This is a genomic window from Microbulbifer harenosus (assembly GCF_005771435.1).
In the GTDB taxonomy this organism is placed as follows: Bacteria; Pseudomonadota; Gammaproteobacteria; order Pseudomonadales; family Cellvibrionaceae; genus Microbulbifer; species Microbulbifer harenosus.
In genome coordinates, this window is sequence record NZ_VANI01000014.1 from 105,899 (window position 1) to 127,799 (window position 21,901).

Annotated in this window: 19 protein-coding genes; 6 read left to right on the plus strand and 13 right to left on the minus strand. The window is 57.6% G+C overall.

What is annotated here, in order from left to right:
- Positions 1–94: 94 nt before the first annotated feature.
- Together fdhD and FDY93_RS13500 are read left to right on the plus strand one after the other, a co-directional pair.
- Entirely contained in the window at positions 95–931 is an 837-nt protein-coding gene (gene fdhD / locus FDY93_RS13495) for a formate dehydrogenase accessory sulfurtransferase FdhD (protein ID WP_138236281.1), read from the plus strand.
- An 11-nt stretch (positions 932–942) separates the two neighbouring features.
- Positions 943–3,276, plus strand: coding sequence for an FdhF/YdeP family oxidoreductase (locus FDY93_RS13500; protein ID WP_138236282.1), 2,334 nt, complete (start codon positions 943–945; stop codon positions 3,274–3,276).
- Here FDY93_RS13500 and FDY93_RS13505 read toward each other — a convergent pair.
- Both FDY93_RS13505 and FDY93_RS13510 read right to left on the minus strand, forming a co-directional pair.
- Positions 3,273–4,670 carry a sensor histidine kinase gene (locus tag FDY93_RS13505; RefSeq protein ID WP_138236283.1) on the minus strand — a complete coding sequence of 466 codons (1,398 nt, stop codon included), beginning with the start codon at positions 4,668–4,670 and terminating at the stop codon, positions 3,273–3,275. The two genes, FDY93_RS13500 and FDY93_RS13505, sit on opposite strands and share 4 nt — an antisense overlap.
- On the minus strand, positions 4,667–5,335 hold the full coding sequence (locus FDY93_RS13510) for a response regulator (RefSeq protein ID WP_138236284.1): 669 nt from the start codon (positions 5,333–5,335) through the stop codon (positions 4,667–4,669). Before FDY93_RS13510 ends, FDY93_RS13505 begins: the two co-directional genes overlap by 4 nt.
- A gap of 225 nt (positions 5,336–5,560) precedes the next feature.
- Here FDY93_RS13510 and FDY93_RS13515 point away from each other — a divergent pair, with 225 nt between their 5' ends.
- Positions 5,561–7,099 (plus strand): SulP family inorganic anion transporter, encoded by a 1,539-nt coding sequence (locus FDY93_RS13515; RefSeq protein ID WP_138236285.1) that lies wholly within the window; start codon positions 5,561–5,563, stop codon positions 7,097–7,099.
- Between the two features lie 103 nt (positions 7,100–7,202).
- Here FDY93_RS13515 and FDY93_RS13520 read toward each other — a convergent pair whose 3' ends face one another.
- The 6 genes from FDY93_RS13520 to FDY93_RS13545 all read right to left on the minus strand — a co-directional run bounded on the left by FDY93_RS13520 (position 7,203) and on the right by FDY93_RS13545 (position 13,086).
- On the minus strand, positions 7,203–7,664 hold the full coding sequence (locus FDY93_RS13520; protein WP_138236377.1) for a GNAT family N-acetyltransferase: 462 nt from the start codon (positions 7,662–7,664) through the stop codon (positions 7,203–7,205).
- Positions 7,664–8,872 carry a cupin domain-containing protein gene (locus FDY93_RS13525; protein WP_138236286.1) on the minus strand — a complete coding sequence of 403 codons (1,209 nt, stop codon included), beginning with the start codon at positions 8,870–8,872 and terminating at the stop codon, positions 7,664–7,666. Before FDY93_RS13525 ends, FDY93_RS13520 begins: the two co-directional genes overlap by 1 nt.
- 40 nt (positions 8,873–8,912) lie before the next feature.
- A complete protein-coding gene (gene purB, locus FDY93_RS13530; protein WP_138236378.1) occupies positions 8,913–10,280 on the minus strand; it encodes an adenylosuccinate lyase in 1,368 nt (455 codons plus the stop codon).
- Positions 10,281–10,350: 70 nt separating this feature from the next.
- A complete protein-coding gene (hflD, locus tag FDY93_RS13535) occupies positions 10,351–10,986 on the minus strand; it encodes a high frequency lysogenization protein HflD (protein WP_138236287.1) in 636 nt (211 codons plus the stop codon).
- Positions 10,983–12,182, minus strand: a complete 1,200-nt coding sequence (gene mnmA, locus FDY93_RS13540) for a tRNA 2-thiouridine(34) synthase MnmA (RefSeq protein ID WP_138236288.1) — start codon at positions 12,180–12,182, stop codon at positions 10,983–10,985. The genes hflD and mnmA overlap by 4 nt, the downstream gene beginning before the upstream one ends.
- Before the next feature lie 268 nt (positions 12,183–12,450).
- Positions 12,451–13,086: a pseudouridine synthase gene (locus tag FDY93_RS13545; protein ID WP_138236289.1), complete on the minus strand. Its 636-nt coding sequence runs from the start codon at positions 13,084–13,086 to the stop codon at positions 12,451–12,453.
- A gap of 218 nt (positions 13,087–13,304) precedes the next feature.
- On the opposite strand from FDY93_RS13545, the gene icd reads away from it, so the two are divergent.
- On the plus strand, positions 13,305–14,555 hold the full coding sequence (gene icd / locus FDY93_RS13550) for an NADP-dependent isocitrate dehydrogenase (protein ID WP_138236290.1): 1,251 nt from the start codon (positions 13,305–13,307) through the stop codon (positions 14,553–14,555).
- A gap of 282 nt (positions 14,556–14,837) precedes the next feature.
- On the opposite strand, the gene cspD is transcribed toward icd, so the two are convergent.
- Positions 14,838–15,122: a cold shock domain-containing protein CspD gene (cspD, locus tag FDY93_RS13555; protein ID WP_138236291.1), complete on the minus strand. Its 285-nt coding sequence runs from the start codon at positions 15,120–15,122 to the stop codon at positions 14,838–14,840.
- Positions 15,123–15,479: 357 nt separating this feature from the next.
- Here cspD and clpS point away from each other — a divergent pair, with 357 nt between their 5' ends.
- Together clpS and clpA are read left to right on the plus strand one after the other, a co-directional pair.
- The gene (gene clpS / locus FDY93_RS13560; protein ID WP_138236292.1) at positions 15,480–15,875 is read left to right on the plus strand and encodes an ATP-dependent Clp protease adapter ClpS; all 396 of its coding nucleotides are present in this window, start codon (positions 15,480–15,482) and stop codon (positions 15,873–15,875) included.
- Positions 15,876–15,998: 123 nt separating this feature from the next.
- Entirely contained in the window at positions 15,999–18,287 is a 2,289-nt protein-coding gene (gene clpA, locus FDY93_RS13565) for an ATP-dependent Clp protease ATP-binding subunit ClpA (RefSeq protein ID WP_138236293.1), read from the plus strand.
- A 126-nt stretch (positions 18,288–18,413) separates the two neighbouring features.
- Here clpA and infA read toward each other — a convergent pair whose 3' ends face one another.
- The 4 genes from infA to trxB form a co-directional block, all read right to left on the minus strand.
- The gene (infA, locus tag FDY93_RS13570; protein WP_010130378.1) at positions 18,414–18,632 is read right to left on the minus strand and encodes a translation initiation factor IF-1; all 219 of its coding nucleotides are present in this window, start codon (positions 18,630–18,632) and stop codon (positions 18,414–18,416) included.
- Between the two features lie 165 nt (positions 18,633–18,797).
- On the minus strand, positions 18,798–19,529 hold the full coding sequence (locus FDY93_RS13575; RefSeq protein WP_138236294.1) for an arginyltransferase: 732 nt from the start codon (positions 19,527–19,529) through the stop codon (positions 18,798–18,800).
- Positions 19,530–19,724: 195 nt separating this feature from the next.
- On the minus strand, positions 19,725–20,459 hold the full coding sequence (gene aat / locus FDY93_RS13580) for a leucyl/phenylalanyl-tRNA--protein transferase (protein ID WP_220446195.1): 735 nt from the start codon (positions 20,457–20,459) through the stop codon (positions 19,725–19,727).
- Positions 20,460–20,557: 98 nt separating this feature from the next.
- Positions 20,558–21,499, minus strand: coding sequence for a thioredoxin-disulfide reductase (trxB, locus tag FDY93_RS13585; protein WP_138236295.1), 942 nt, complete (start codon positions 21,497–21,499; stop codon positions 20,558–20,560).
- Between the last annotated feature and the right edge of the window lie 402 nt (positions 21,500–21,901).

Sequence of the window (21,901 nt, forward strand, 5' to 3'; positions counted from 1 at the left end):
CTGCGCGGATTATTTGTGTAAGCTCAACAGGATCCCGGTTCGTTCCAGAGGGGTAAACGATGTGTGACCCTCTCTGCATTTATTGAGTTTTCACATGGCCATGAAGTACAGCGAGCTGAAATTTCAGCGTTATTGTCTTGCCAGCGACGATACTGAATGCACCGAAGTATCCCAGCTTCTGGCGCCGGAAATCGCGGTGGGTATCAGTTACAACGGCCTCAATCACGCGGTGATGATGGCGACCCCGGAGGACCTTGAAGACTTTGCCCTCGGCTTCAGTTTCACCAGCGGGATTGTGGATCAGCGCGAGCAGATACTCGATGTGGAAATGGCATCGGTGGAGGAGGGGGTGCTGCTGGAAATCACTCTCAGCCAGCGCGCACTCAGCCGTTTGAAGCAGCAGCGCCGCAATCTGGCTGGCAGTAGTGGCTGTGGTCTCTGCGGAGTGGAGGCGCTGTCTCAGGTGTTGTCCATCGACGGGGTGGCGGAGGAAAAACTCAGCTGTGACTTTTTCTCGCCGCTTCCGCCAATTCCCCATCTCTCGGAACTGCGTGGGCGTTTTCTCGCCGCGCAGAAGAATCGTCAATTGCGCGGCGCGATGCACTGCGCGCTTTACGTCGATCAATCCGGCGAAACCGTGCTGTGCCGGGAAGATATCGGCCGGCACAATGCGCTCGACAAATTGCTCGGTGCCTGTCTGGTGGAAGGGGTGGACATTCGGCGCGGGTTTGTCGCCATTACCAGTCGTTGCAGTCTGGAACTGATACAAAAATCAGTGCGCGCCGGCGTCGGCACGCTCGTCAGTTTGTCATCACCATCAGACATCAGTGTGCGCTGGGCGCGGCGCTATCGGCTGAACCTGCTGCACCAGCCCGCAAGCGATGCTCCGCGAATTTACAGCGGCTCTGACATTCAGGAAAAAAACCTGTAAAGGAATTGCCAATGAGAACGCCGGTCGACCGTTTTCGCTTTCGTCCCTACAAGCGGCCCGCTGCCGGCTGGGGTGCACTGCGCAGTGTGGCTCACGCGTGGCTCGACAGCCGCCAGCCATTCAAGAATCTGCGGGCCATGCTGCAGATAAACCAGAACGGCGGCTTTGACTGCCCCGGCTGTGCCTGGGGCGAAGCCCCGAAGGAGGGGCGCATCCGCTTCTGTGAAAACGGTGCCAAAGCCGTCAACTGGGAGGCCTCCGGTGTCGGCGTGGACCGGGCGTTTTTTGCCAACAACAGCGTGCGGGAACTGTCGGCGCAGGATGACTACTGGCTCGAATACCAGGGGCGCCTTACGGAGCCGATGTATTACGATGGTGAAGACGAGCATTACAAACCCATCACTTGGGACGACGCCTTTGCTCTGATTGCCGCAGAACTCAACAAGCTCGGTTCTCCGGACGAGGCCGCGTTTTATACATCTGGTCGCGCCAGTAACGAGGCCGCGTTTCTTTATCAGCTGTTTGCCCGCAGTTTTGGTACCAACAACCTGCCGGACTGCTCCAACATGTGTCATGAGGCCAGTGGGGTTGCACTGAAAGCGAGTGTCGGTACCGGCAAGGGCACCGTCACCTATGAAGATTTCGACAGGGCGGAAGCCATTTTCGTAATCGGCCAGAACCCCGGCAGCAATCACCCGCGCATGCTGGAACCTCTGAGTGAAGCGGTGGCGCGGGGCGCCCAGGTTCTGGTGTTCAATCCGCTGCGCGAGCGCGGGCTTGAGCGCTTTCAGGCGCCGCAGAATGCGCTGCAGATGCTCACCGACGGCGAGCGACCTTTGAATACAGACTACTTCCGCCCCGCACTGGGCGGCGACATGGCGGTGATCCGCGGTATCGCGAAGTTCCTGTTGCAGTGGCAGGGTGAAGCGGAGCAGATTGGAGAAAAAGGTCCTTTAGACCTGGAATTTATCCGTGAACATTGCGCGGGCTTTGAGCAGTATCGCGCGCTGGTGGAGGCCACCAATTGGGACGAGATTGTCGCCTACAGCGGGCTCACTCTGGATGAGTTGGCGCGGGCCGCGGAGGTCTACCGCCGCAGCAACGCCACGATCATCTGCTGGGCCATGGGCATTACCCAGCATCGTCACTCAGTGGCGACCATTCAGGAAATCACCAATTTGCAGTTGCTGCGCGGCCAGATAGGCCGCCCCGGCGCCGGTCTGTGTCCAGTGCGCGGGCACAGTAATGTGCAGGGTGATCGCACCATGGGGATTGACGACAATCCCTCTGCAGACTTTCTCGATGCGCTGGAGCGAAGATTTGCCATCTCCATGCCGCGGGAAGCGGGTGTAAATGTGGTAAAGGCCATCGAGGCGATGCTTGCGGGCAACATAAAAGTATTTATTGGCCTCGGTGGAAATTTTGCCCAGGCCACACCGGACACAGCGCGCGCCCACAGTGCGTTGCGCAATTGCAGTCTCACTGTACATATCAGCACCAAACTGAACCGCAGTCACCTGGTGACCGGCAAGCGCGCACTGATATTACCCTGCCTTGGGCGCACGGATATCGACATGCAGGCGGGCGGAGCGCAGGCGGTGACGGTGGAAGATTCCTTCAGTATGGTGCACGCGTCGTTCGGGCAACTGAAACCGTTGTCTCCAGAGATGCGCTCGGAACCGGCCATTATCGCCGGTATCGCACAGGCTACGCTTGGTGAGAGTCCGGTGCCATGGCTGAATCTGGTGCAGGATTACCGGCAGATTCGCGAGTTGATTGCGGATGTCATTCCGGGGTTTGAAAATTTCAATCGTAAACTGGAGGTCCCGGGTGGATTCTATCTGCAGAATTCCGCTGGCCAACGCCAGTGGAGAACTGCCAGCGGCAGGGCCAATTTTGCGCATCACACGCTGCCCGCGCCGCTGCCACCGGAAGTGTTGGAAATCATTGGCAAGTCGGGCGCGCGCCATGCGGATCTGGTATTGCAGACACTGCGCTCGCACGATCAGTACAACACCACCGTGTATGGCCTGAACGACCGCTATCGCGGAGTGAGTGGCAATCGTCGTGTGTTATTTGCGCACCGGGACGATATCCGGCGGCTGGGCTTTAGTGACCGCCAGCCGGTGGATATCGTGTCGCTGTGGAGCGACGATGTGGAGCGCCGCGTGCAGGGATTTACCCTTATTGAATTTGATATCCCCAAGGGGCAGGCGGCCGCTTACTACCCCGAAGCCAATCCGCTGGTGCCATTGGAGAGTTACGGCATAGGCAGCTACACACCCACCTCGAAATACATTGCCATCCGCCTGGAACCGAACACCGCGCCGGAAAGGATTGTTTAGGCGGGTTTGTTGATCAATGGAAATGTACACACAAAACAGGCACCGGTGGTGTCGGGAGCCTGTTGTAGTTCCACGGTGGCGCCATGGGCGAACGCGATTTCTTTTACAATCGCGAGGCCGAGCCCGCAGCCTTCACCGGTAATTTTTGAGCGAAAAAAACGCTCGAAAATCTGAGGCCAGTGTTCGCGGGGGATTCCCTGCCCATCATCCTTCACCGCGAGCCGGACCTTGCCTTCGTCTCGGGTGAGCTCTACCCACACATTGCCGCCCTCCGGTACGTAGAGGATGGCGTTTTCCATCAGGTTCCACACCAGTTCCCGCAGCAGGAAGTACTCTCCGGATACTTTGAACGTATCCAGAGACTCGCCGCTGACACTCTGGTGCACCTGTACCCGGCGATCGCGGGCCAGTTCACGCAGGCTTTCTGCCGCTTCGCGCACTACGTTATCCAGTGCCACCGGCTCATTGCGCAATCCGCGGCCCGAGGCGGCTTCAGCCCGCGCCAGTTTCAGCAGCTGGATATTCAGGTGTGTCATGGCATCGGTGGTCTGGCAGATGCGCTCCAAGGCTTGATGCGCTGCTGCGATGTTGTCTTCCCGCAGCGCCAGTTGCGCCTGGAGCTTGATGCCGGCGAGTGGGGTTTTCAGCTGGTGTGAAATATTGCCGATAAACTGCTCGCGCGCATTGAAGGCGTTATCAAGCCGCTCCAGCAGGCGATTGGTATTCTCGATCACCGTGCGCACTTCCTTGGGGGCGGATGGCGCGCTGACGGGAGTGAGGTCACGCGGCGAACGACTGGCCAGCTCCTGACTGAGGCGAAGCAAGGGGCGGATTCCCCGGCTCAGCGCAAAAGCGACCACCAGCAGAGCCACGACGATCATTGCGGCTTTTGACAGCACCACTTCAAACATCAGCGTGCGCGACAGAGGAATACGTTTGTGAAGCGTTTCTGCCACGCTTACCAGTGCACTATCGCGGGGCGAGTCCGGATTGGCAAGCACGGTCACGCTGCGTACCCATTCGCCTCCCATTTTCACATTGGTGAATACCGGTCCCTGTTTCAGTTCTGAGAAATCCGGATTGACCCAAGCTTCGCTCTTGCCGGCAAGCACTTGCCCATTCAGGGTTGAGACGCGGTAATAGACTTCGTCCAGTTCGTCCCATTCGAAGACTTCAATAGCGGCTTCATCGGCGTAAAACACCAGCCTGCCGTCTTCCCGTCTAACCTCCTGAGCCAGTGAATAGGCGGAGTCCAGCAACCAGCGATCGAAGACCTGATTGGTAACATGCAGGCCAATGCCAAACGTGACCAGCATTTCGATCACCAGCAGGACGAACAGCGGCCCGCCGACCAGTAACAACAATAGTGAACGCAGCCCGAGCTGTGACTTCAACCGTCTTCCTCCAGCACGTAGCCGGCACCGCGCTGAGTGCGGATAGCGAGCCCGGATTCCTGTAGTCGGCGGCGCAGCCGGTGCACGTAAACCTCTACGGCGTTGTCGCCCACCTCATCGCCCTCGCGGCTGAGACGCTGTGCGAGACGTGCCTTGGTGACTACCCGGTGCGCATTGAGAGCAAGAATCTCGAGAATTTCATACTCGCGTGCCGGCAGTTCCAGGCGTTCGCCGTGGAGCGTGGCCGTGCGCTGAAATGGGCTGAGCTGCAGTACGCCGAGGCTGACCTCATCGGTTGAGAGGTTGTGACTGCGGCGCAACAACGCCCGCAGCCGCGCTTCCAGCTCGCGCAAGTCAAAAGGCTTTTCCATGTAGTCGTCGGCGCCCTGATCGAGGGCGGCAACCTGCTGCTCTACACCGTCGCGGGCGGTCAATACCAGCACCGGTACACGACTCTGGCGCGCACGCAGGCGGCGGAGCAGTTCGAGTCCGTCCATATCCGGCAGCCCCAGATCGAGAATGATCAGGTCAACGTCGTTAGCGAGGAGCAGGCCCTCGGCGCGCTCGCCATAGGGCGCGTGCACCACTGTGTAGGCGCTCTGTTTTAGTGCTTGCAATAACCCCTGTGCGATCAGAGGGTCGTCTTCTACCAGCAATACATTCATGGCTTCAGCTTAACCGTTGGCGTTTTTGGTGCGGCAAAGATTACACGATTCCGCGCGTTTGTACCTGACTGTTGAGACATACAGAAATCTGTCGCATTGAAAGGTTACTGAAAGCGGCTGTCGGTAATCTCGCCAACGTCATAGTCACTGGAGCCTGTCTGGCGGTGACCGCGTTCCACTTCCGTCGATCGCATTGACTGATGAGTTGTACAGGAGTTGTTGGTGATGGATTTGCAGAATCTCAGGAAAGATATTCCCGCAAGCGTGGTGGTATTTTTCGTCGCGCTGCCGCTTTGTCTTGGCGTTGCACTCGCTTCCGGTGCGCCGCTGTTTTCCGGACTGATCGCCGGTATTGTGGGCGGCATTGTAGTGGGCGCACTGAGCGGGTCGCGCCTTGGTGTATCCGGGCCCGCCGCCGGCCTTACCGTGATCGTACTCAGTGCGATAGAAACGCTGGGGTCGTTTGAAATATTCCTGCTGGCGGTAGTAATCGGCGGGCTGATACAGATCCTACTCGGCCTGCTGCGCGCTGGTGTTTTCGGCTATTTCTTTCCCTCATCCGTCATCAATGGAATGCTCACCGGTATCGGCATAATCATCGTGTTGAAGCAGATTCCGTACGCGTTCGGACTGGATGATGGCCTATCCATGAAGGACGGCGTGCTTGCGTTGCTGGGAACGATGCATCTGGGTGTGCTGACTATTTTTGCGCTGTCGCTCGCGCTGTTGATTACCTGGGAAACTCCGCTGGTAAAGCGTTCGCGCTGGCTGGCGATGGTGCCGGGCCCGGTGGTCGCGGTGCTTTCTTCGGTTGTGTTGTATGTATTGTTTCAAAGCTCCGAGAGCCTTGGGCTGACCGAGTCACACCTTGTAAGTGTGCCGGTGGCCACCAGCTTCGATGAGTTTGTCAGCTTGTTCACACTGCCAGATTTTTCACAGCTGGATAATCCACTGGTGTGGACCGTGGCGGTAACCATTGCGGTCGTAGCGAGCCTCGAAACGCTGCTCAGCGTGGAAGCCATCGACAAGATGGATCCACTGAAGCGCACCACGCCCACCAATCGCGAGCTGGTGGCGCAGGGGATGGGTAATTCCATTTCCGGCTTGATCGGCGGTCTGCCGGTAACCCAGGTCATTGTGCGCAGCTCGGTCAATTTACAGACCGGCGCGCGCTCGAAGGCGTCGACCATCTGCCACGGCATTCTGTTACTGGTGTGTGTGGCGACGCTACCCACCTGGCTCAATATGATTCCGCTCGGTGTTCTGGCTGCCGTGCTGATTCTCACGGGGTACAAGCTCGCCAAGCCGGCGCTGTTCCGCAAGGTTTGGGACAGTGGACTCGAGCAGTTCCTGCCGTTCATGATTACCGTGCTTGGCGTTGTGTTTACGGATTTGTTGACTGGCGTCGGTGTCGGTATGGTCGCGGCAATTTTTGCGCTGCTGCGGCGCAATTACCTCAACTCTCACTTCCTGCACAAGAAGCAGGATACGGAAGAGGGTGATCGCATCCGTATCAGAATGCAGCTGGCGGAAGAGGTGACCTTTCTTAACAAGGGAGCCATCCGCAAGGAGCTGAGTGAAATTCCAGACAACGCTCACGTGATTCTCGATAAGCGCAATTGTGTATACGTGAATCACGATGTTGCAGAGACCATAGCCGACTTTATTGCCACGGCGTCTTCCCGCGGAATCGACGTTGATGTGATTGAGCGCAGAAATGTGGTGCCGATCTGGGATGTAAAAGACCTACGAGAAGTGGCGTAGCCCTGGAAAAATCCAATTAGCTTAAAAAAAGGCCCTGGCTGCAATTGCAGCCAGGGCCTTTTTGATGGCCGAGATAACCATTCAGTGAATACAGGATCTGTAATCAGCGGTTCCAGTCGTCGGCATTTTCGCTGGGTTCATGCTCGTTCAGGGTGAGATCCATACGCACATGCGGAATATCCGCTTCCATAAATTCTTCGCCGGTGACAGAAAAACCGGCCTTCTCGTAAAATGGCACGGCGTGAACCTGAGCGTTGAGATATACATTTTTCTGCCCGGACACCCGGGCAAATTTGCAGATACGCTTCAGCAGCTCCAACCCGGCGCCGTGACCGCGTGCGTCCTTGAGGATCGCCATGCGGCCGATCTTGCCACCGCCGGTCAGGCGACCGGTGCCCACGGCCTTGTTGCTCTGGTAGACCAGAAAATGCTGGGCGCTTTCTTCCAGCTCATCCCACTCGAGATCCTCCGGGACCTGCTGCTCTTCCACGAACACTTTCTGGCGGATACCGCGGATAGTGTCCCGATCCGTCTGCCAGTCGGCGAGACGCACAAACAGAGTCATCAATCGCACTCCTCTTCATCATCCATGTCGTCTTCTTCGAGGAGCCCAGGGTAAATGAGACTGCCCTGGGAAACCAGCAGGTCAATCAGCGCGCCTTTGGCGGCGAGTTCGGGGTAGGCGTCTACATCACTCTGTGTCACCTCGCGGGACTCGCAGAGGCCTTCGGCAAATAACAGCGGGGTGGAGAAGGACTCGCCGTCCACGAACAGCGTTGCCGGATCGCGACAGAAAGCGCAGCGCGAGCCCGGATTCAGAATCAGGCCGCCACCATCGGCCAGCTCTTCGCGCCAGTCGTCAGCGGCGCCGGCATCCAGCGCAATGGTGTCTGGGTATTTGGCCTCGGTCATGATGGCGCCGAACCACTGGGCAATGTTTTGCGGTTGCTGCAGCCACGCCGCCAGTTGTCGCTGTACCCTCGCCACGGTCGCGCCGTCGATTTCCGCAGGGTTGGCCGGCAGACTCAGGTCGGCGTCGGTATAGCGATAGTGGTCGGGCAGTCCCGCGCCCAGCTCTGCGGCCAGATCCTCGAGCATGGTGCGCGCGGATGGCGCGCGGAAGCCGACGGAAATAGTGGTGCAGCCGCCTTCCGCAATCCCCCAGTGGCTGTACTGCGGTGGCAGGTAGAGCATGTCACCGGGCTCGAGCAGCCAGCTGGCCTCGGATTCGAATTCCCGCAGGATATTCAGTGGAGTGCCTTCTACCCGCGGGCTGCTGGCGTCCGCCTTGGGCCCCAAGTGCCAGCGTCGGTTACCCTCAGCCTGTAGCAGGAACACATCGTAGAAGTCGTAATGGGGGCCGACGCTGCCTTGATCGGCGGCGTAGCTGATCATGATGTCATCGAGACGCCAGTCGGGAATGAAGCGGAAATAATCCTTGAGCGAAGCCACTTCCGGAATCCACTGGTCCACCGCCTGCACCAGCAGCGTCCAGTGGGTTTTCGGCAGGGAAAAGAAGTCCTCTTCGGTAAACGGGCCGTTGCGCAGCTGCCAGGGACCGTCGATGCCGTGTTCCTCAATGAGGCGGGATTCGATCTGCTCTTCCAGCGCCATGCCGGCGAGTTCTTCGCCGGAAATAGGTGCCTCGAACCCGGGAAAGGCATTGCGGATCAGCAGTGGCTTTTTCTGCCAATACTCCCGCAGGAAGGTTTCTACCGGGATTTCTCCCAGGTGGGTCAGCGGTTCAACGGAGCGATTCACCGATGCCGTCATGGAAGATCTCCCGGATCAAAAGGCGGAGCCAGAGTTTTATTCAGATATTTTTTGCTTGCTCAATGGCATTGCCAATGTAGTTGGCGGGGGTCATTTCTCGCAGCGCCTGTTTGGCATCTTCCGGCATGTCCAGGCCGTCGATGAATTTGGCCAGGGTTTCCTTGGTGATGCCCTGGCCGCGGGTCAGGGCCTTGAGCTTCTCGTACGGTTCTTCGATGTTGTAACGGCGCATGACGGTCTGGATTGGCTCGGCGAGTACTTCCCAGGCGTTGTTCAGGTCTTCCTCAAGGCGCGCGCGGTTGATTTCCAGCTTGCTGAGGCCCTTCAGGGTGGCGGCATAGGCGATCACGGAGTAGCCGGCGCCCACGCCCATGTTGCGCAGTACGGTGGAGTCGGTGAGATCGCGCTGCCAGCGGGAAACCGGCAGTTTGGCAGCCAGATGCTGGAATACCGCGTTGGCGATGCCCAGGTTACCTTCGGAATTCTCAAAGTCGATGGGGTTGACCTTGTGCGGCATGGTGGAGGAACCCACTTCACCGGCGACGACTTTCTGCTTGAAGTAGCCAAGAGAGATGTAGCCCCAAATATCCCGGTCAAAGTCGATCAGGATGGTGTTGAAACGCGCGATGGCATCGAACAGTTCTGCAATGTAGTCGTGGGGTTCGATCTGGGTGGTGTAGGGGTTCCAGCTGAGGCCCAGTGAGGTCACGAATTCCTCCGCGTTCGCCTGCCAATCCACGTCCGGATAGGCAGACAGGTGAGCGTTGTAATTGCCTACGGCGCCATTGATCTTGCCGAGCAGCTCCACGTCACGTATCTGTTTGACCTGGCGGCGCAGGCGCGCGACCACGTTGGCCATCTCCTTGCCCACGGTGGTGGGGCTGGCAGTCTGGCCGTGGGTGCGTGACAGCATTGGCACATCGGCGAAGTTTTTCGCCAGGGTCGCGATCTCATTCACGATCTGGTTCATTGCCGGCAGCAGTACCTGATCGCGACCTGCGCGCAGCATCAGGGCGTGCGAGAGGTTGTTGATGTCTTCGGAGGTGCAGGCAAAGTGAATGAATTCGCTCACGGCGGCCAGTTGTTCGTCGCCTTTCACTTTTTCCTTGAGGAAATATTCCACCGCTTTCACATCGTGGTTGGTGGTGCGCTCGATTTCCTTGATGCGCTCGGCATCCTGCAGGGAGAACTGGCTGACAATATCGTCGAGGATCTGGTTGCTGTTACCAGTAAATGCCTGCACTTCCGCAATTTTGTCGTGGCGCGCCAGCTGCTGCAGCCAGCGCACTTCCACTTCCACGCGCGCGCGGATCAGGCCGTACTCACTGAAAATATCCCGCAGGGCCGCGGTTTTGCTTTCGTAGCGTCCATCAATGGGGGAAACCGCGGTAAGGGCGGATAGCTCGATGGTCATGGTGTGTCTCCGATATCAATATCAGCCGCTTGTGGGTACTTTCCCCGCGGCGGAAAAATAAAAATCAGTGTTCAAGGGTTTCGTACTTGGCCACCAGTGCATCCATGGCGGCAATCAGTTTCTTGCGCTGAAACAGCAGGTGCAGACGACGCCCGCCGAGCTGACGCCAGAGCATGGCGGAGCGCACACCGGCAAACAGCATGGTGCGGATCTGGTTGGCAATGCGCTGCTGTTGCAGGTAATTGAAATCTCCAAGCACCTGGATGCGGAAACGGAAGGTGCTCAGGGTGTCGCTGTAAATACTGGCGAGGTTTGCGTAGACGTTCTCGTGGCCGATGCCAAAGTGGTCGGTCTGGGTGCGGGCCTTCTCCAGGCGGCTGCCAATGATCGACAGCAGTCCGGGTTTTTTCGCCAGTTGGCGCTGAAGGTACAGGATCGAAAGCACATAGCGCAGGCAGTCGGTGTATTCCGGATGGCTGCGGGTGGCGAGCAGCTGGCGCGCGCCGCGCAGGCCCGCGAGCACTTTTTCCACGCCGCCGAAGACGTCCTCGGTGGTTTCGGGATTCTGCTGAAACAGGCTGAAGACCGCGGTTTCCATTTGCTCCGCCGGTGCGGTGCCGGTTTTGGCCAGCCGTTCCACCAGAATGGCCGCCTGGAAAACGCCGGCCAGCGCCAGTGCCTGATCTCGCCAGTTACTCAATTGTTGCTCCCTGCAGCTTGTTTGGTGTTTGCGATGTGCGGCTGTTCGATTTCACCGATGCCGGTCGCCTGCTCGATCACCGCGCCACCCAGGCATATTTCACCTTGATAAATGACCACGGACTGGCCCGGTGTCACGGCGCGCTGAGGTCTGTCGAAGGCGATCACCAGATCGCCGCTGTCACCGACGCTGACTAGGCAGTCCTGGTCCTCCTGCCGGTAGCGGGTTTTGGCCGCTGCGCGGAATTCACGTGCCGGCGGAGCGCCATTGATCCAGTGGGTCTGGGAAGCGGTGAGGCCTGTGGAGTAGAGCAGGGGGTGGTGCTTGCCCTGAGCCACGATCAGGACATTGCGCTCGAGATCCTTGCCCACCACATACCACGGCTGGTCGCCGGCACCTTTGACGCCGCCGATACCGAGCCCCTGGCGCTGGCCGATGGTGTGGTACATCAGGCCGCTGTGCTGGCCCATGACTTCGCCTTCGGGGGTCTGCATTTCTCCCGGTTGCGCCGGCAGGTACTGCTCCAGAAAATCCTTGAAGCGGCGCTCGCCAATAAAACAGATACCGGTGCTGTCTTTCTTGCTGTGGGTGATTAAACCGTGTTCTTCCGCAATGCGGCGCACTTCCGGTTTTTCCAGTTCGCCGATGGGAAACAGTGAGCGGGCAAATTCCGCTTCGCCCACAGCGTGCAGGAAGTAGCTCTGGTCCTTGTTGGCATCCAGCCCTTTCAGCAGGTAGGTGCGGCCATTTTCATCCCTCCGGCGCGTGTAGTGGCCGGTGGCAATGGCGTCGGCACCGAGCATCCCGGCATACTCCAGGAACACCTTGAACTTGATTTCACGGTTGCACAGGATGTCGGGATTTGGTGTGCGTCCGGCTTTGTATTCCGCCAGGAAGTACTCGAACACGTTGTCCCAGTACTCGGCGGCGAAGTTGGCTGTGTGCAGTTTGATGCCGAGGCGGGCGCAGACCGCTTCCGCATCCGCCAGATCCTGCTTTGCCGTGCAGTATTCGGTGCCGTCGTCCTCGTCCCAATTCTTCATGAACAGGCCTTCCACCTCATAACCCTGCTGCATCAGGAGCAGGGCGGCCACCGAGGAGTCCACACCGCCGGACATACCGACGATGACTTTTCTGGGAACATCTGCTAACTGGTCAATGGAGCTGGAGTGCACAGAGATATCCGAATCTGACATGGAATACCGGGTCATTACTACAGTGAGGGGCGCGACGGACTTTTCAACCCAAACGCCAAACCCCGAAAACGCCAAGTTTCGCGAAGCCCACCGAGGGGCGGAAAATGGGGGCGCATTTTACCTGCGAATCCGGTTGCTGACCAATCCGGAGAGGCAAGACTTGGTGCGCGCTCTGGGCGCGCAGCTAAAAAAATACGCGCCAGCTCCCTAACAGCCTAGCCGAACGGCTCGAAACCCTTTCCTCCGCGGTCCGATCACTACGTTTCAATCAGCGTTTGCGGCCCCGGTCGGGCCTGGATTTATAACTTCCAGGCCGCGCCGTGGGTCTGTTCTTGCGCTCAGGCTTAGCCGGCATCCGGGGGAGAGCGACCTCGACCTCCCGCTGTTCTCCGGGTTGCAGGCCATTGAGGTTCCAGCTGCCGACCGATTGTCGGATCAGGCGCAGGGTGGGGTGGCCAACGGCGGCCGTCATACGCCGCACCTGTCGATTGCGGCCCTCGGTAATCGTCAGTTCGATCCAGCTGGTGGGAATGGACTTGCGCTCCCGTATGGGAGGGATGCGGGCCCAGACATCCGGTTCGGCGATGACCTGCGCTTTCGCGGGTGCAGTGCGGCCGTCCTTCAGGTCGACCCCATGGCGCAGCATATATAGCGCCTCTTCGGTCACGTCACCTTCGACCTGTGCCCAATAGACCTTGGGCTGTTTGTGCGTCGGGTGTGCAATCTGGTGCTGCAGGCGACCGTCGTCTGTGAGCAGCAATAAGCCCTCGGAGTCGTAATCCAGCCGGCCGGCGGCGTACACCCCGGGCGTTCTGATGTAATCCGCCAGAGTGGGGCGGCCCTCAGGGTCGGTGAACTGGCAGAGGACCCCGTAGGGCTTGTTAAGCAGGATAAGTCGACTCATGGGGGCTGTCTGGGGTGGACCTACGGCCTCGGTTGTAATGAAACTACAAAAATGGGTGGATGCTGATATAATCCCGCCGATTTTTAGCCGGCTCGGCGTATGCAACGGCGCAAACAATGGGCGGCAACCATGACCGGCAGTGGAAATTTCGGCGCATTATGCCGGTTTTCCCTGGAAAAAGCCGGGCGTTTAGTCAAAGAGTTACGGGAGTCAACTTAATGGGTCATATCCAAGTGCCGGCCAACGGCGAAAAAATCACAGTCAACGCAGATGGTTCTCTGAACGTACCGAGCAACCCGATCATTCCGTTTATCGAAGGTGACGGCATCGGCGTGGATATCACCCCGGTTATGATCAAAGTGATCGACGCCGCGGTCAGCAAGGCCTACGGCAGCGACAAATCCATCGCCTGGATGGAGATCTTCTGCGGCGAGAAAGCGGCTGAAACCTACAGCGGTGACTGGTTCCCGGCGGAAACCCTGGAAGCGATCAAAGATTACGTTGTCAGCATCAAAGGCCCGCTGACCACTCCCGTGGGCGGCGGCTTCCGCTCCCTGAACGTTGCCCTGCGTCAGGAGCTGGATCTGTACGTATGTCAGCGTCCGGTGCGCTGGTTCAGCGGTGTACCTTCTCCGGTGAAAGAGCCGAACAAGGTAGACATGGTGATCTTCCGTGAGAACTCCGAAGACATCTACGCCGGTATCGAATGGAAAGCAGGCACCGACGAAGCGAACAAGGTCATCAAATTCCTGCAGGAAGAGATGGGCGTGAAGAAGATCCGCTTCCCGGAAAACTGCGGTATCGGCGTTAAGCCGGTTTCCGAAGAGGGTACCAAGCGCCTGGTGCGCAAAGCCCTGCAGTACACTATTGATCAGGACCGCGACTCCCTGACCCTGGTGCACAAAGGCAACATCATGAAGTTCACCGAAGGTGCCTTCGCCGACTGGGGCTACGAAATTGCCCGCGAAGAGTTCGGCGCTCAGCCGATCGACGGCGGCCCCTGGTGCAGCTTCAAAAACCCGAACACCGGCAAGGAAATCGTGGTCAAGGATGTAATCGCCGACGCCATGCTGCAGCAGATCCTGCTGCGTCCGGCCGAGTACGACGTAATTGCCACCCTGAACCTGAACGGCGACTACCTGTCCGACGCACTGGCCGCGCAGGTAGGTGGTATCGGTATCGCTCCGGGTGCCAACCTGTCTGACGAAGTTGCCCTGTTCGAAGCCACTCACGGTACTGCACCGAAGTACGCCGGCCAGGACAAAGTTAACCCGGGCTCCTTGATCCTGTCCGCGGAAATGATGCTGCGTCACCTGGGCTGGAACGAAGCCGCCGAGCTGGTTATCAAAGGTATGGAAGGCGCGATCGAAGCGAAGACCGTTACCTATGATTTCGAGCGCCTGATGGATGGTGCCGAGCTGAAATCCTGCTCTGCCTTCGGTGAAGAGGTCATCAAGCACATGGCTTGATTGGTCGCTGACTGAAAAAAGCCCCGCATCGCAAGGTGCGGGGCTTTTTTTTGCTTAGGGCATTTTTGCTTAGGTCACTGGATGTGGCACGAATGTGCCAGTGCTGGTACGTCAGCGACTTCCTGAGAGGGTGGCTCAGTGGGCTCGCGCAGGGGTATTCTCGAAAATCCCTGGATTGTGCCTGGAGATTTTCCGATCAGGCAGGCCTGGTTTCCGGGGCCCCCGCGAGGAGGTGTATTCCGGGTAGTGACGGGCCTATGCGCCCGATTTTTCACATCGCTATCAATCGAGTGCTTCTTCGGTCTCTTTCTCACGCACTACGTGCGCCTGCGGTGCCGGCGCAGGTGTTCGGGGCGTGTTGGCCGTGGCGAGATTAATATTCGCTGCATGATAGCCTTTATCGCCCTGAATGATATCGAAGATGACTTGCTGGCCGGCTTTCAGGGTACGGTAACCCTCCATCTGAATAGCCGAGTAATGCGCGAACAGATCCTCCCCGCCCTCATCGGCGAGAATAAATCCGTATCCCTTGGCGTTATTGAACCACTTGACGGTACCGGTAGGCATGGCGAAATCCCTCTAAATTGCCGGGGCGACTGCTGGCCGCCTAAAAATTTTCATTATTGTTATCGCGCTTCATGCGCTTCCTTATTCGCAATTCGCACAGAGTCATTTGTACGACTAAATGCTAGTGCTCTCTCATCCGCTTGGCGCGGGTAATACCTCTTGTAGCCAAGACCCTGGTAGTTGTCAAGCGAATCAGCGTTCCCGGACTGTGCCCACTGGCGTTTGGGGTTACAATGGCGTTTTACGATTTTCGCTACAGTGACTGATAGCAGCAAACCATTCCTGATTTGCCCCTGGTTAGAAGCGCCAGGGCGTCAGTACTGTGAACTAATTCCTGAAACCTGATTGACTTGCGCTATGGGAAAATCACAAATCATTAAACTACACTCGAACGATAGCGAGGGAGAGGACGGCTACCAATTTGGCGAGTCCGGTGGCGATACCGCGCTGGCCGAAGCCAGGCCGAGGCTCAAAAGACCACCGATGTACAAGGTGGTCATGCTCAATGACGACTACACACCAATGGAGTTTGTGGTCGAAGCGCTGGAGCTGTTCTTTTATGTAAACCGGGAGCGCGCCACTCAACTGATGTTGCAGGTGCACACTAAGGGAAAAGCGATCTGCGGTGTCTATACTCGGGATATAGCGGAAACAAAGGCCGCGCAGGTAAATCAGTTTGCTAGAGACCACGAGCATCCGCTGCTGTGTGAAATTGAAGCTGACGATGCCGATGAAAACGGCGAGGAGGGTTGAAATAGCAGTTCCGGCGCCTGTGTCCAGTAAGGCGTAAATTTCCCGGCCGTAGGGCGGAAAACATGAATACCGGGTGTTTAATTCCAACCCGGATGACATTGGCCAGTAAGGTTTGAGGTTCAGATGCTCAGCAAGGATTTAGAGGTAACGCTCAATCTAGCGTTTAAAGGTGCACGGGCGAAACGCCATGAGTTCATGACCGTAGAGCACCTTTTGCTGGCGCTGCTGGACAACGAATCCGCGGCGGATGTTCTGCATGCCTGCGGCGCGGATCTCAGTGCGCTGCGGCGGGAGCTGCTTGAGTTTGTGGACTCGACCACCCCCTTGATTCCGGAGAATGACACGGAGCGCGAAACCCAGCCTACGCTCGGATTCCAGCGGGTGCTGCAGCGCGCGGTTTTTCACGTGCAGTCATCCGGAAAAAAAGAAGTGACCGGAGCCAATGTGCTGGTGGCGATTTTCTGTGAGCAGGAAAGTCAGGCGGTTTACTATCTGAAGCAACAGAGTGTGGCCCGAATTGATGTGGTGAACTACATCACCCACGGTATTTCCCGTGTCAGCTCTTCCGGCGGCAACAACACCCACCACAGCCCGGACCCCTCGCCGGAGCAGGTGGATGAAGATCTGGGCGCAACATCTGAAGCTGGTGGTTCCGATCCATTGGAAAGTTATGCTACCAACCTCAACCAGGAAGCAATTCTTGGCCGTATCGATCCGCTTGTCGGCCGTGCGCTGGAAGTGGAGCGTGTCACTCAGGTACTCGCGCGCCGCCGCAAGAACAATCCGCTATTGGTGGGGGAGTCCGGTGTCGGTAAGACCGCGATTGCGGAAGGGCTCGCCCGCCGTATCGTTGACGGCGAAGTGCCTGAGCCACTACAGAACAGCACCATTTACTCGCTGGATCTCGGCTCCCTGTTGGCGGGCACCAAGTATCGTGGTGACTTTGAGAAGCGCTTCAAGGCCCTGTTGGCGGAGCTGAAGAAGCGCGACCACGCGGTGCTGTTCATTGATGAAATTCACACCATCATTGGTGCGGGTGCCGCATCCGGTGGTGTTATGGATGCGTCGAACCTCCTGAAACCGCTGCTCTCCAGCGGCCAGATGCGCTGCATCGGTTCCACCACATTTAACGAATACCGCGGTATTTTTGAAAAAGACCGCGCACTGTCGCGCCGCTTTCAGAAAATCGACGTGCATGAACCTTCTGTCGAGGAAACCGTGCAGATCCTGCAGGGGCTGAAGTCCTGCTTTGAAGATCACCACAAAGTGCGCTTTACCGATGCTGCGCTGGAAGCCGCCGCGCAGTTGGCTAATCGCCACATTACCGAGCGCTTCCTGCCGGATAAGGCCATCGACGTGATTGACGAAGCCGGCGCCTACCAGGCGCTGCTGCCTGCCGACAAGCGCACCGATATTATCTCTGTTAGCGAGATTGAGCAGGTCGTGGCGAAAATGGCCCGAATTCCTGCCAAGAGCGTGTCCGCGTCCGACAAGGCGGCGCTGGCGAAGCTGGACGACAACCTGAAAATGGTCGTGTTCGGTCAGGATGTCGCCATTGAGGCGCTCAGTACGTCCATCAAGCTTGCCCGTGCCGGTCTCGGTGCGGAAGAGAAGCCCATAGGCTCCTTCCTGTTTGCTGGCCCCACTGGTGTGGGTAAAACCGAATTGTGCCGCCAGTTGGCGAAGGTCATGGGGATCGAGCTGATTCGCTTTGATATGTCGGAGTATATGGAGCGCCATACGGTTTCCCGCCTGATTGGTGCACCTCCCGGCTATGTGGGTTTTGATCAGGGTGGCTTACTGACAGATGCGGTCACCAAACACCCGCACAGTGTGGTTCTGCTCGATGAAATCGAGAAGGCGCACCCGGAAGTGTTCAATCTGTTGCTGCAAGTCATGGACCACGGCACCCTGACGGACAACAACGGCCGCAAGGCTGACTTCCGAAATGTGATCTTGATTATGACAACCAACGCCGGCGCGGAATTGATAAGCCGCCGCTCGATCGGGTTTGCCAATCAGGACCACACAAGCGACGGGATGGAAGAGATCAAGAAGCTCTTCACGCCCGAATTCAGAAACCGCCTGGATAGTATTATTCAGTTCGGCGCGCTGAGCATGGATGTGGTTAAAACCGTGGTGGACAAATTTGTCGTTGAGTTGCAGGCGCAGCTGGACGAGTCCAGAGTCACACTCGAGGTGGACAATGCGGCTCGTGAATGGCTCGCTGTTAACGGATACGACGAGAAAATGGGTGCGCGCCCAATGGCGCGCCTGATCCGCGAGAAGCTGCGCAAGCCACTTGCGGAGGCTGTGCTGTTTGGAGATCTTTCGGAAGAGGGCGGCAAGGTGGAAGTGACCGTGGAAAATGATCAGCTCAAAATCAACACCGCGGTGCCGGCGCTGCATTGACGCTGTTCTCCATCTGGGCAGGCTCCACAGGAAGAACTGCGCAACCAAAAAAGCCACCTTGAAGGTGGCTTTTTTGTTGTCCGGGTCTTTGCGCTTCAGGATTATCGGCGCGGGCCGGAGCGGTATTCAGCGGGCGCGGTAGGTGATTCGGCCTTTACTCAGATCGTAAGGTGTGAGTTCAACTTTGACCTTGTCACCGGTCAGGATGCGGATGTAGTTTTTGCGCATCTTGCCGGAAATGTGCGCGATTACCACATGTCCATTTTCCAGTTTTACTCGGAATGTGGTGTTGGGCAGGGTGTCGATCACCTCGCCTTCCATTTCAATGTAATCGTCTTTTGCCATGCGGCAGGAACCTTTGATTAATGTGTACTTGCTATTCCGCCAGATAATTATGGCTCGCAAAATTGAGCCCGGCGGTACGACGGGCGTGCATTTTGCACGAAAAGTGGCAGTACGCCAAGTGAAACCACGAGTGCGGCGGAAAAGGGGGAGAATCGTGATTGGGCCTCAGGGTTGCGCCCCGTCTGACTTGAGCGTCCAGCGCCCGCCCTGGAGTATCTCCAGGGGTTGGAACTGGCTCTTATACGCCATTTTCTGGCATGCCGCTATCCAATACCCGAGATACAGACTGGGCAGCCCCAGCCGGCGGGCCCATTCAATCTGGTAGAGAATGGAGTAACTGCCGAGACCACGCTTGATTTCGTCGGGATCGTAGAAGGTGTAAATGGCCGATACGCCGCCAGTCAGAACATCGGTGACCGCCGTCGCCAGCAGCTTTCCGCGCGCGCGGAATTCGAGATAGCGGGTGGTGCCCCACGCATTATTGAGGAAGCTGCGAAACTGCTCCCTGGAAGGGGGGTACATTTCGCCATCCGCGTGGCGCTCTTCAATGTAGCGCGCGTACAAATCGTAGTGTTCGCCGGTGTCGATATCGTAACGGTGAAATACGTCCAGGTCGCGATTGCGGCGCCAGCAGCGGCGCTGGGCGCGGTTGGGAACAAACAGTTCCACCGGTACCCGTGCAGGAATGCAGGCCTGACAGTCGGTGCATTGAGGCCGATAGAGATAGTTGCCACTGCGGCGGAAGCCAAGCTCCGAGAGGCGGCTGTACAGTGGCTGATCTACTGGTATCTGCGGGTCGACGAATACAGTGGTGGCTTCCCGGTCATCCAGATAGCCGCATGGGTGAGGTAATGTGGCGAGCAGGCGCACGGAATCCAGCTGGGAATACTGGCTCATGCCTAGGGGCTTCCTGTAGTGGAGTCATATAGCGCGTGTTTTGCTGCCATTGTCGCTCTCTGTTATGTCGGCGTAACTAATTCAACTAGCGAGACCTGGAGTATCGGGCGGGGAGGGTGGCGCCCAGCAAGTACCGTTAGACCTGGATTCGAGGGTAATTTGCCGACGTTAAAAACACAAACCGGCAGCTGGTCACTACGCGTCGAAGAGGGATGGTGACAGCTCCGCAGGCCACGGATGAAGGAAATCCGGTTTATTCACTTCGGTCTCAAGGATTGCTTCGAACGATTCTCTGGGCACTTCTTCCGCACCGAGGCTCAGCAAATGCGGGTTGCTGACCTGGCAGTCGATCAAGCGGCAATCCCATTCGGCCAACTGTCGCACCAGATAGGCGAAGGCCACCTTGGAGGCATTGGTTGCATGGTGAAACATGGATTCACCAAAGAACATGCGCCCCACCGCGAGTCCGTACAGGCCTCCCACCAGCTCCCCATCCAGCCAGGTTTCCACAGAATGCGCATGACCAAGACGATGCATGGTTGCATAGGCTTCCACTATGTCATCGGTGATCCAGGTGCCGGACTGCCCGGCGCGTGGGGTCGCAGCACAGTTGCGTACCACACGATCAAAGGCGCGGTCGAATGTGATCTGGTAGCGTCCCTGGCGGATCACCTTGCGCAGGCTGCGGCTGAAGGTCAGAGTTTGCGGGCGCACAATACAGCGGGGCGACGGAGACCACCAAAGGATCGGCTGGTCATCGGAAAACCATGGGAATATTCCCCGGCGGTAAGCCGCGAGTAGCCAGTCGGGCGTCAGATCACCCCCAACGGCCAACAGACCATTGGGGTCTGCAAGCGCCTTGGCTGTGTTTGGAAAGCCAATGCGCTCCGGGTCCAGCAGGGCGAGTATCTCGTCGGTACCTTGGCTCAAGGAAAGCCCCTGTCGGCGGTTTCGTTGTTGATGCGTTCAAAATCCACGGAAGAAAAAGGCGGCTATACAGCCGCCTTTGCTGGAACCTGAGTGCAGGCTTATTGGGCGTCGAGATAGCGCTCCGCATCCAGCGCTGCCATGCAGCCGGTGCCGGCAGAGGTCACTGCCTGGCGGTAAATGTGATCGGACACGTCACCAGCGGCAAATACACCGGGGATGGAGGTTTGCGTTGCGTTGCCGTTGAGGCCGCTCTCCACCACGATGTAGCCGCCATTCATTTCCAGCTGGCCTTCGAAGATATCGGTGTTCGGTTTATGGCCGATGGCGATAAACACACCGGACACATCCAGCTCTTTGGTTGAACCGTCCTGCACATTTTTCAGGCGCACGCCGGTCACTCCCGCGTCATCACCCAGTACTTCCTCAAGGGTATGGTGCCAGCAAAGTGTGATGTTGCCATTTTGCGCCTTTTCCATCAGGCGATCCTGCAGGATCTTTTCTGCACGCAGCGTATCGCGCCGGTGCACCAGGATTACTTCGCTTGCGATGTTGGATAGGTACAGGGCTTCTTCGACAGCGGTATTGCCTCCACCCACTACCACAACTTTCTGATCGCGATAAAAGAAACCGTCGCAGGTGGCGCAGGCACTTACGCCGCGACCCTGAAAGGTCTGCTCAGAGGGAAGGCCGAGATACTGGGCGGAAGCGCCGGTAGCGATAATCAGCGCGTCGCAGGTGTAGGTCTCGTTACCCTTGAGGATAAAGGGGCGCTGCTTGAGGTCAACCTCGTGGATGTGATCGAAAAGAATATTGGTCTCGAAGCGCTCAGCGTGCTGCTGCATCTGCACCATCAGGTCTGGCCCCTGCAGATCGTGCACGCCACCCGGCCAGTTTTCCACTTCCGTGGTGGTGGTGAGCTGGCCTCCCTGCTGCATGCCGGTGATGACCACCGGTTTCAGGTTGGCGCGGGCCGCATAGATAGCCGCGGTATAACCGGCAGGGCCGGAGCCGAGAATAATCAGTCGGTGATGATTGCTCATGAAGGAACTCTCAATACTTCAATGTATAAAATTTGATCGCGAAAACAGCGCGCCAACGTCGCCGCGGTGGCCAATCATTACGGCGTCCGCGGGAGCAAGGCAATATGAATTGCGGCGAAATAATGGCTTAAACAGCAATATCGAGTCGCCGTTGGCAATATCAAGGTGCCGCCATTCGATATACAGGTATGGCCGGCAAAAAACGCCCGCAATAATAGGGGAGGTGACCCGGTGAACCAAATAGTTTGGCCTTATTTATCTTATTGCGGGTCTTTATAGGCTGAGTGAATGGTGGGCTGTGACGCTGTTTGATCGCTTGGATACTGAGACAAGGCTGTCATCTAATTCATCTAGTTTTATGTTAGGAATGCCTTAAGAACTAGATGTAAATTATTGTTTTTA

Excerpts from the sequence above, each read along its gene's own strand:
- fdhD (WP_138236281.1), top strand. The coding sequence starts at position 95 with ATGGCCATGAAGTACAGCGAGCTGAAATTTCAGCGTTATTGTCTTGCC.
- FDY93_RS13500 (WP_138236282.1), top strand. The coding sequence starts at position 943 with ATGAGAACGCCGGTCGACCGTTTTCGCTTTCGTCCCTACAAGCGGCCC.
- FDY93_RS13510 (WP_138236284.1), bottom strand. The coding sequence starts at position 5,335 with ATGAATGTATTGCTGGTAGAAGACGACCCTCTGATCGCACAGGGGTTA.
- FDY93_RS13515 (WP_138236285.1), top strand. The coding sequence starts at position 5,561 with ATGGATTTGCAGAATCTCAGGAAAGATATTCCCGCAAGCGTGGTGGTA.
- FDY93_RS13520 (WP_138236377.1), bottom strand. The coding sequence starts at position 7,664 with ATGACTCTGTTTGTGCGTCTCGCCGACTGGCAGACGGATCGGGACACT.
- FDY93_RS13525 (WP_138236286.1), bottom strand. The coding sequence starts at position 8,872 with ATGACGGCATCGGTGAATCGCTCCGTTGAACCGCTGACCCACCTGGGA.
- mnmA (WP_138236288.1), bottom strand. The coding sequence starts at position 12,182 with ATGTCAGATTCGGATATCTCTGTGCACTCCAGCTCCATTGACCAGTTA.
- FDY93_RS13545 (WP_138236289.1), bottom strand. The coding sequence starts at position 13,086 with ATGAGTCGACTTATCCTGCTTAACAAGCCCTACGGGGTCCTCTGCCAG.
- icd (WP_138236290.1), top strand. The coding sequence starts at position 13,305 with ATGGGTCATATCCAAGTGCCGGCCAACGGCGAAAAAATCACAGTCAAC.
- cspD (WP_138236291.1), bottom strand. The coding sequence starts at position 15,122 with ATGCCTACCGGTACCGTCAAGTGGTTCAATAACGCCAAGGGATACGGA.
- clpS (WP_138236292.1), top strand. The coding sequence starts at position 15,480 with ATGGGAAAATCACAAATCATTAAACTACACTCGAACGATAGCGAGGGA.
- clpA (WP_138236293.1), top strand. The coding sequence starts at position 15,999 with ATGCTCAGCAAGGATTTAGAGGTAACGCTCAATCTAGCGTTTAAAGGT.
- infA (WP_010130378.1), bottom strand. The coding sequence starts at position 18,632 with ATGGCAAAAGACGATTACATTGAAATGGAAGGCGAGGTGATCGACACC.
- FDY93_RS13575 (WP_138236294.1), bottom strand. The coding sequence starts at position 19,529 with ATGAGCCAGTATTCCCAGCTGGATTCCGTGCGCCTGCTCGCCACATTA.
- trxB (WP_138236295.1), bottom strand. The coding sequence starts at position 21,499 with ATGAGCAATCATCACCGACTGATTATTCTCGGCTCCGGCCCTGCCGGT.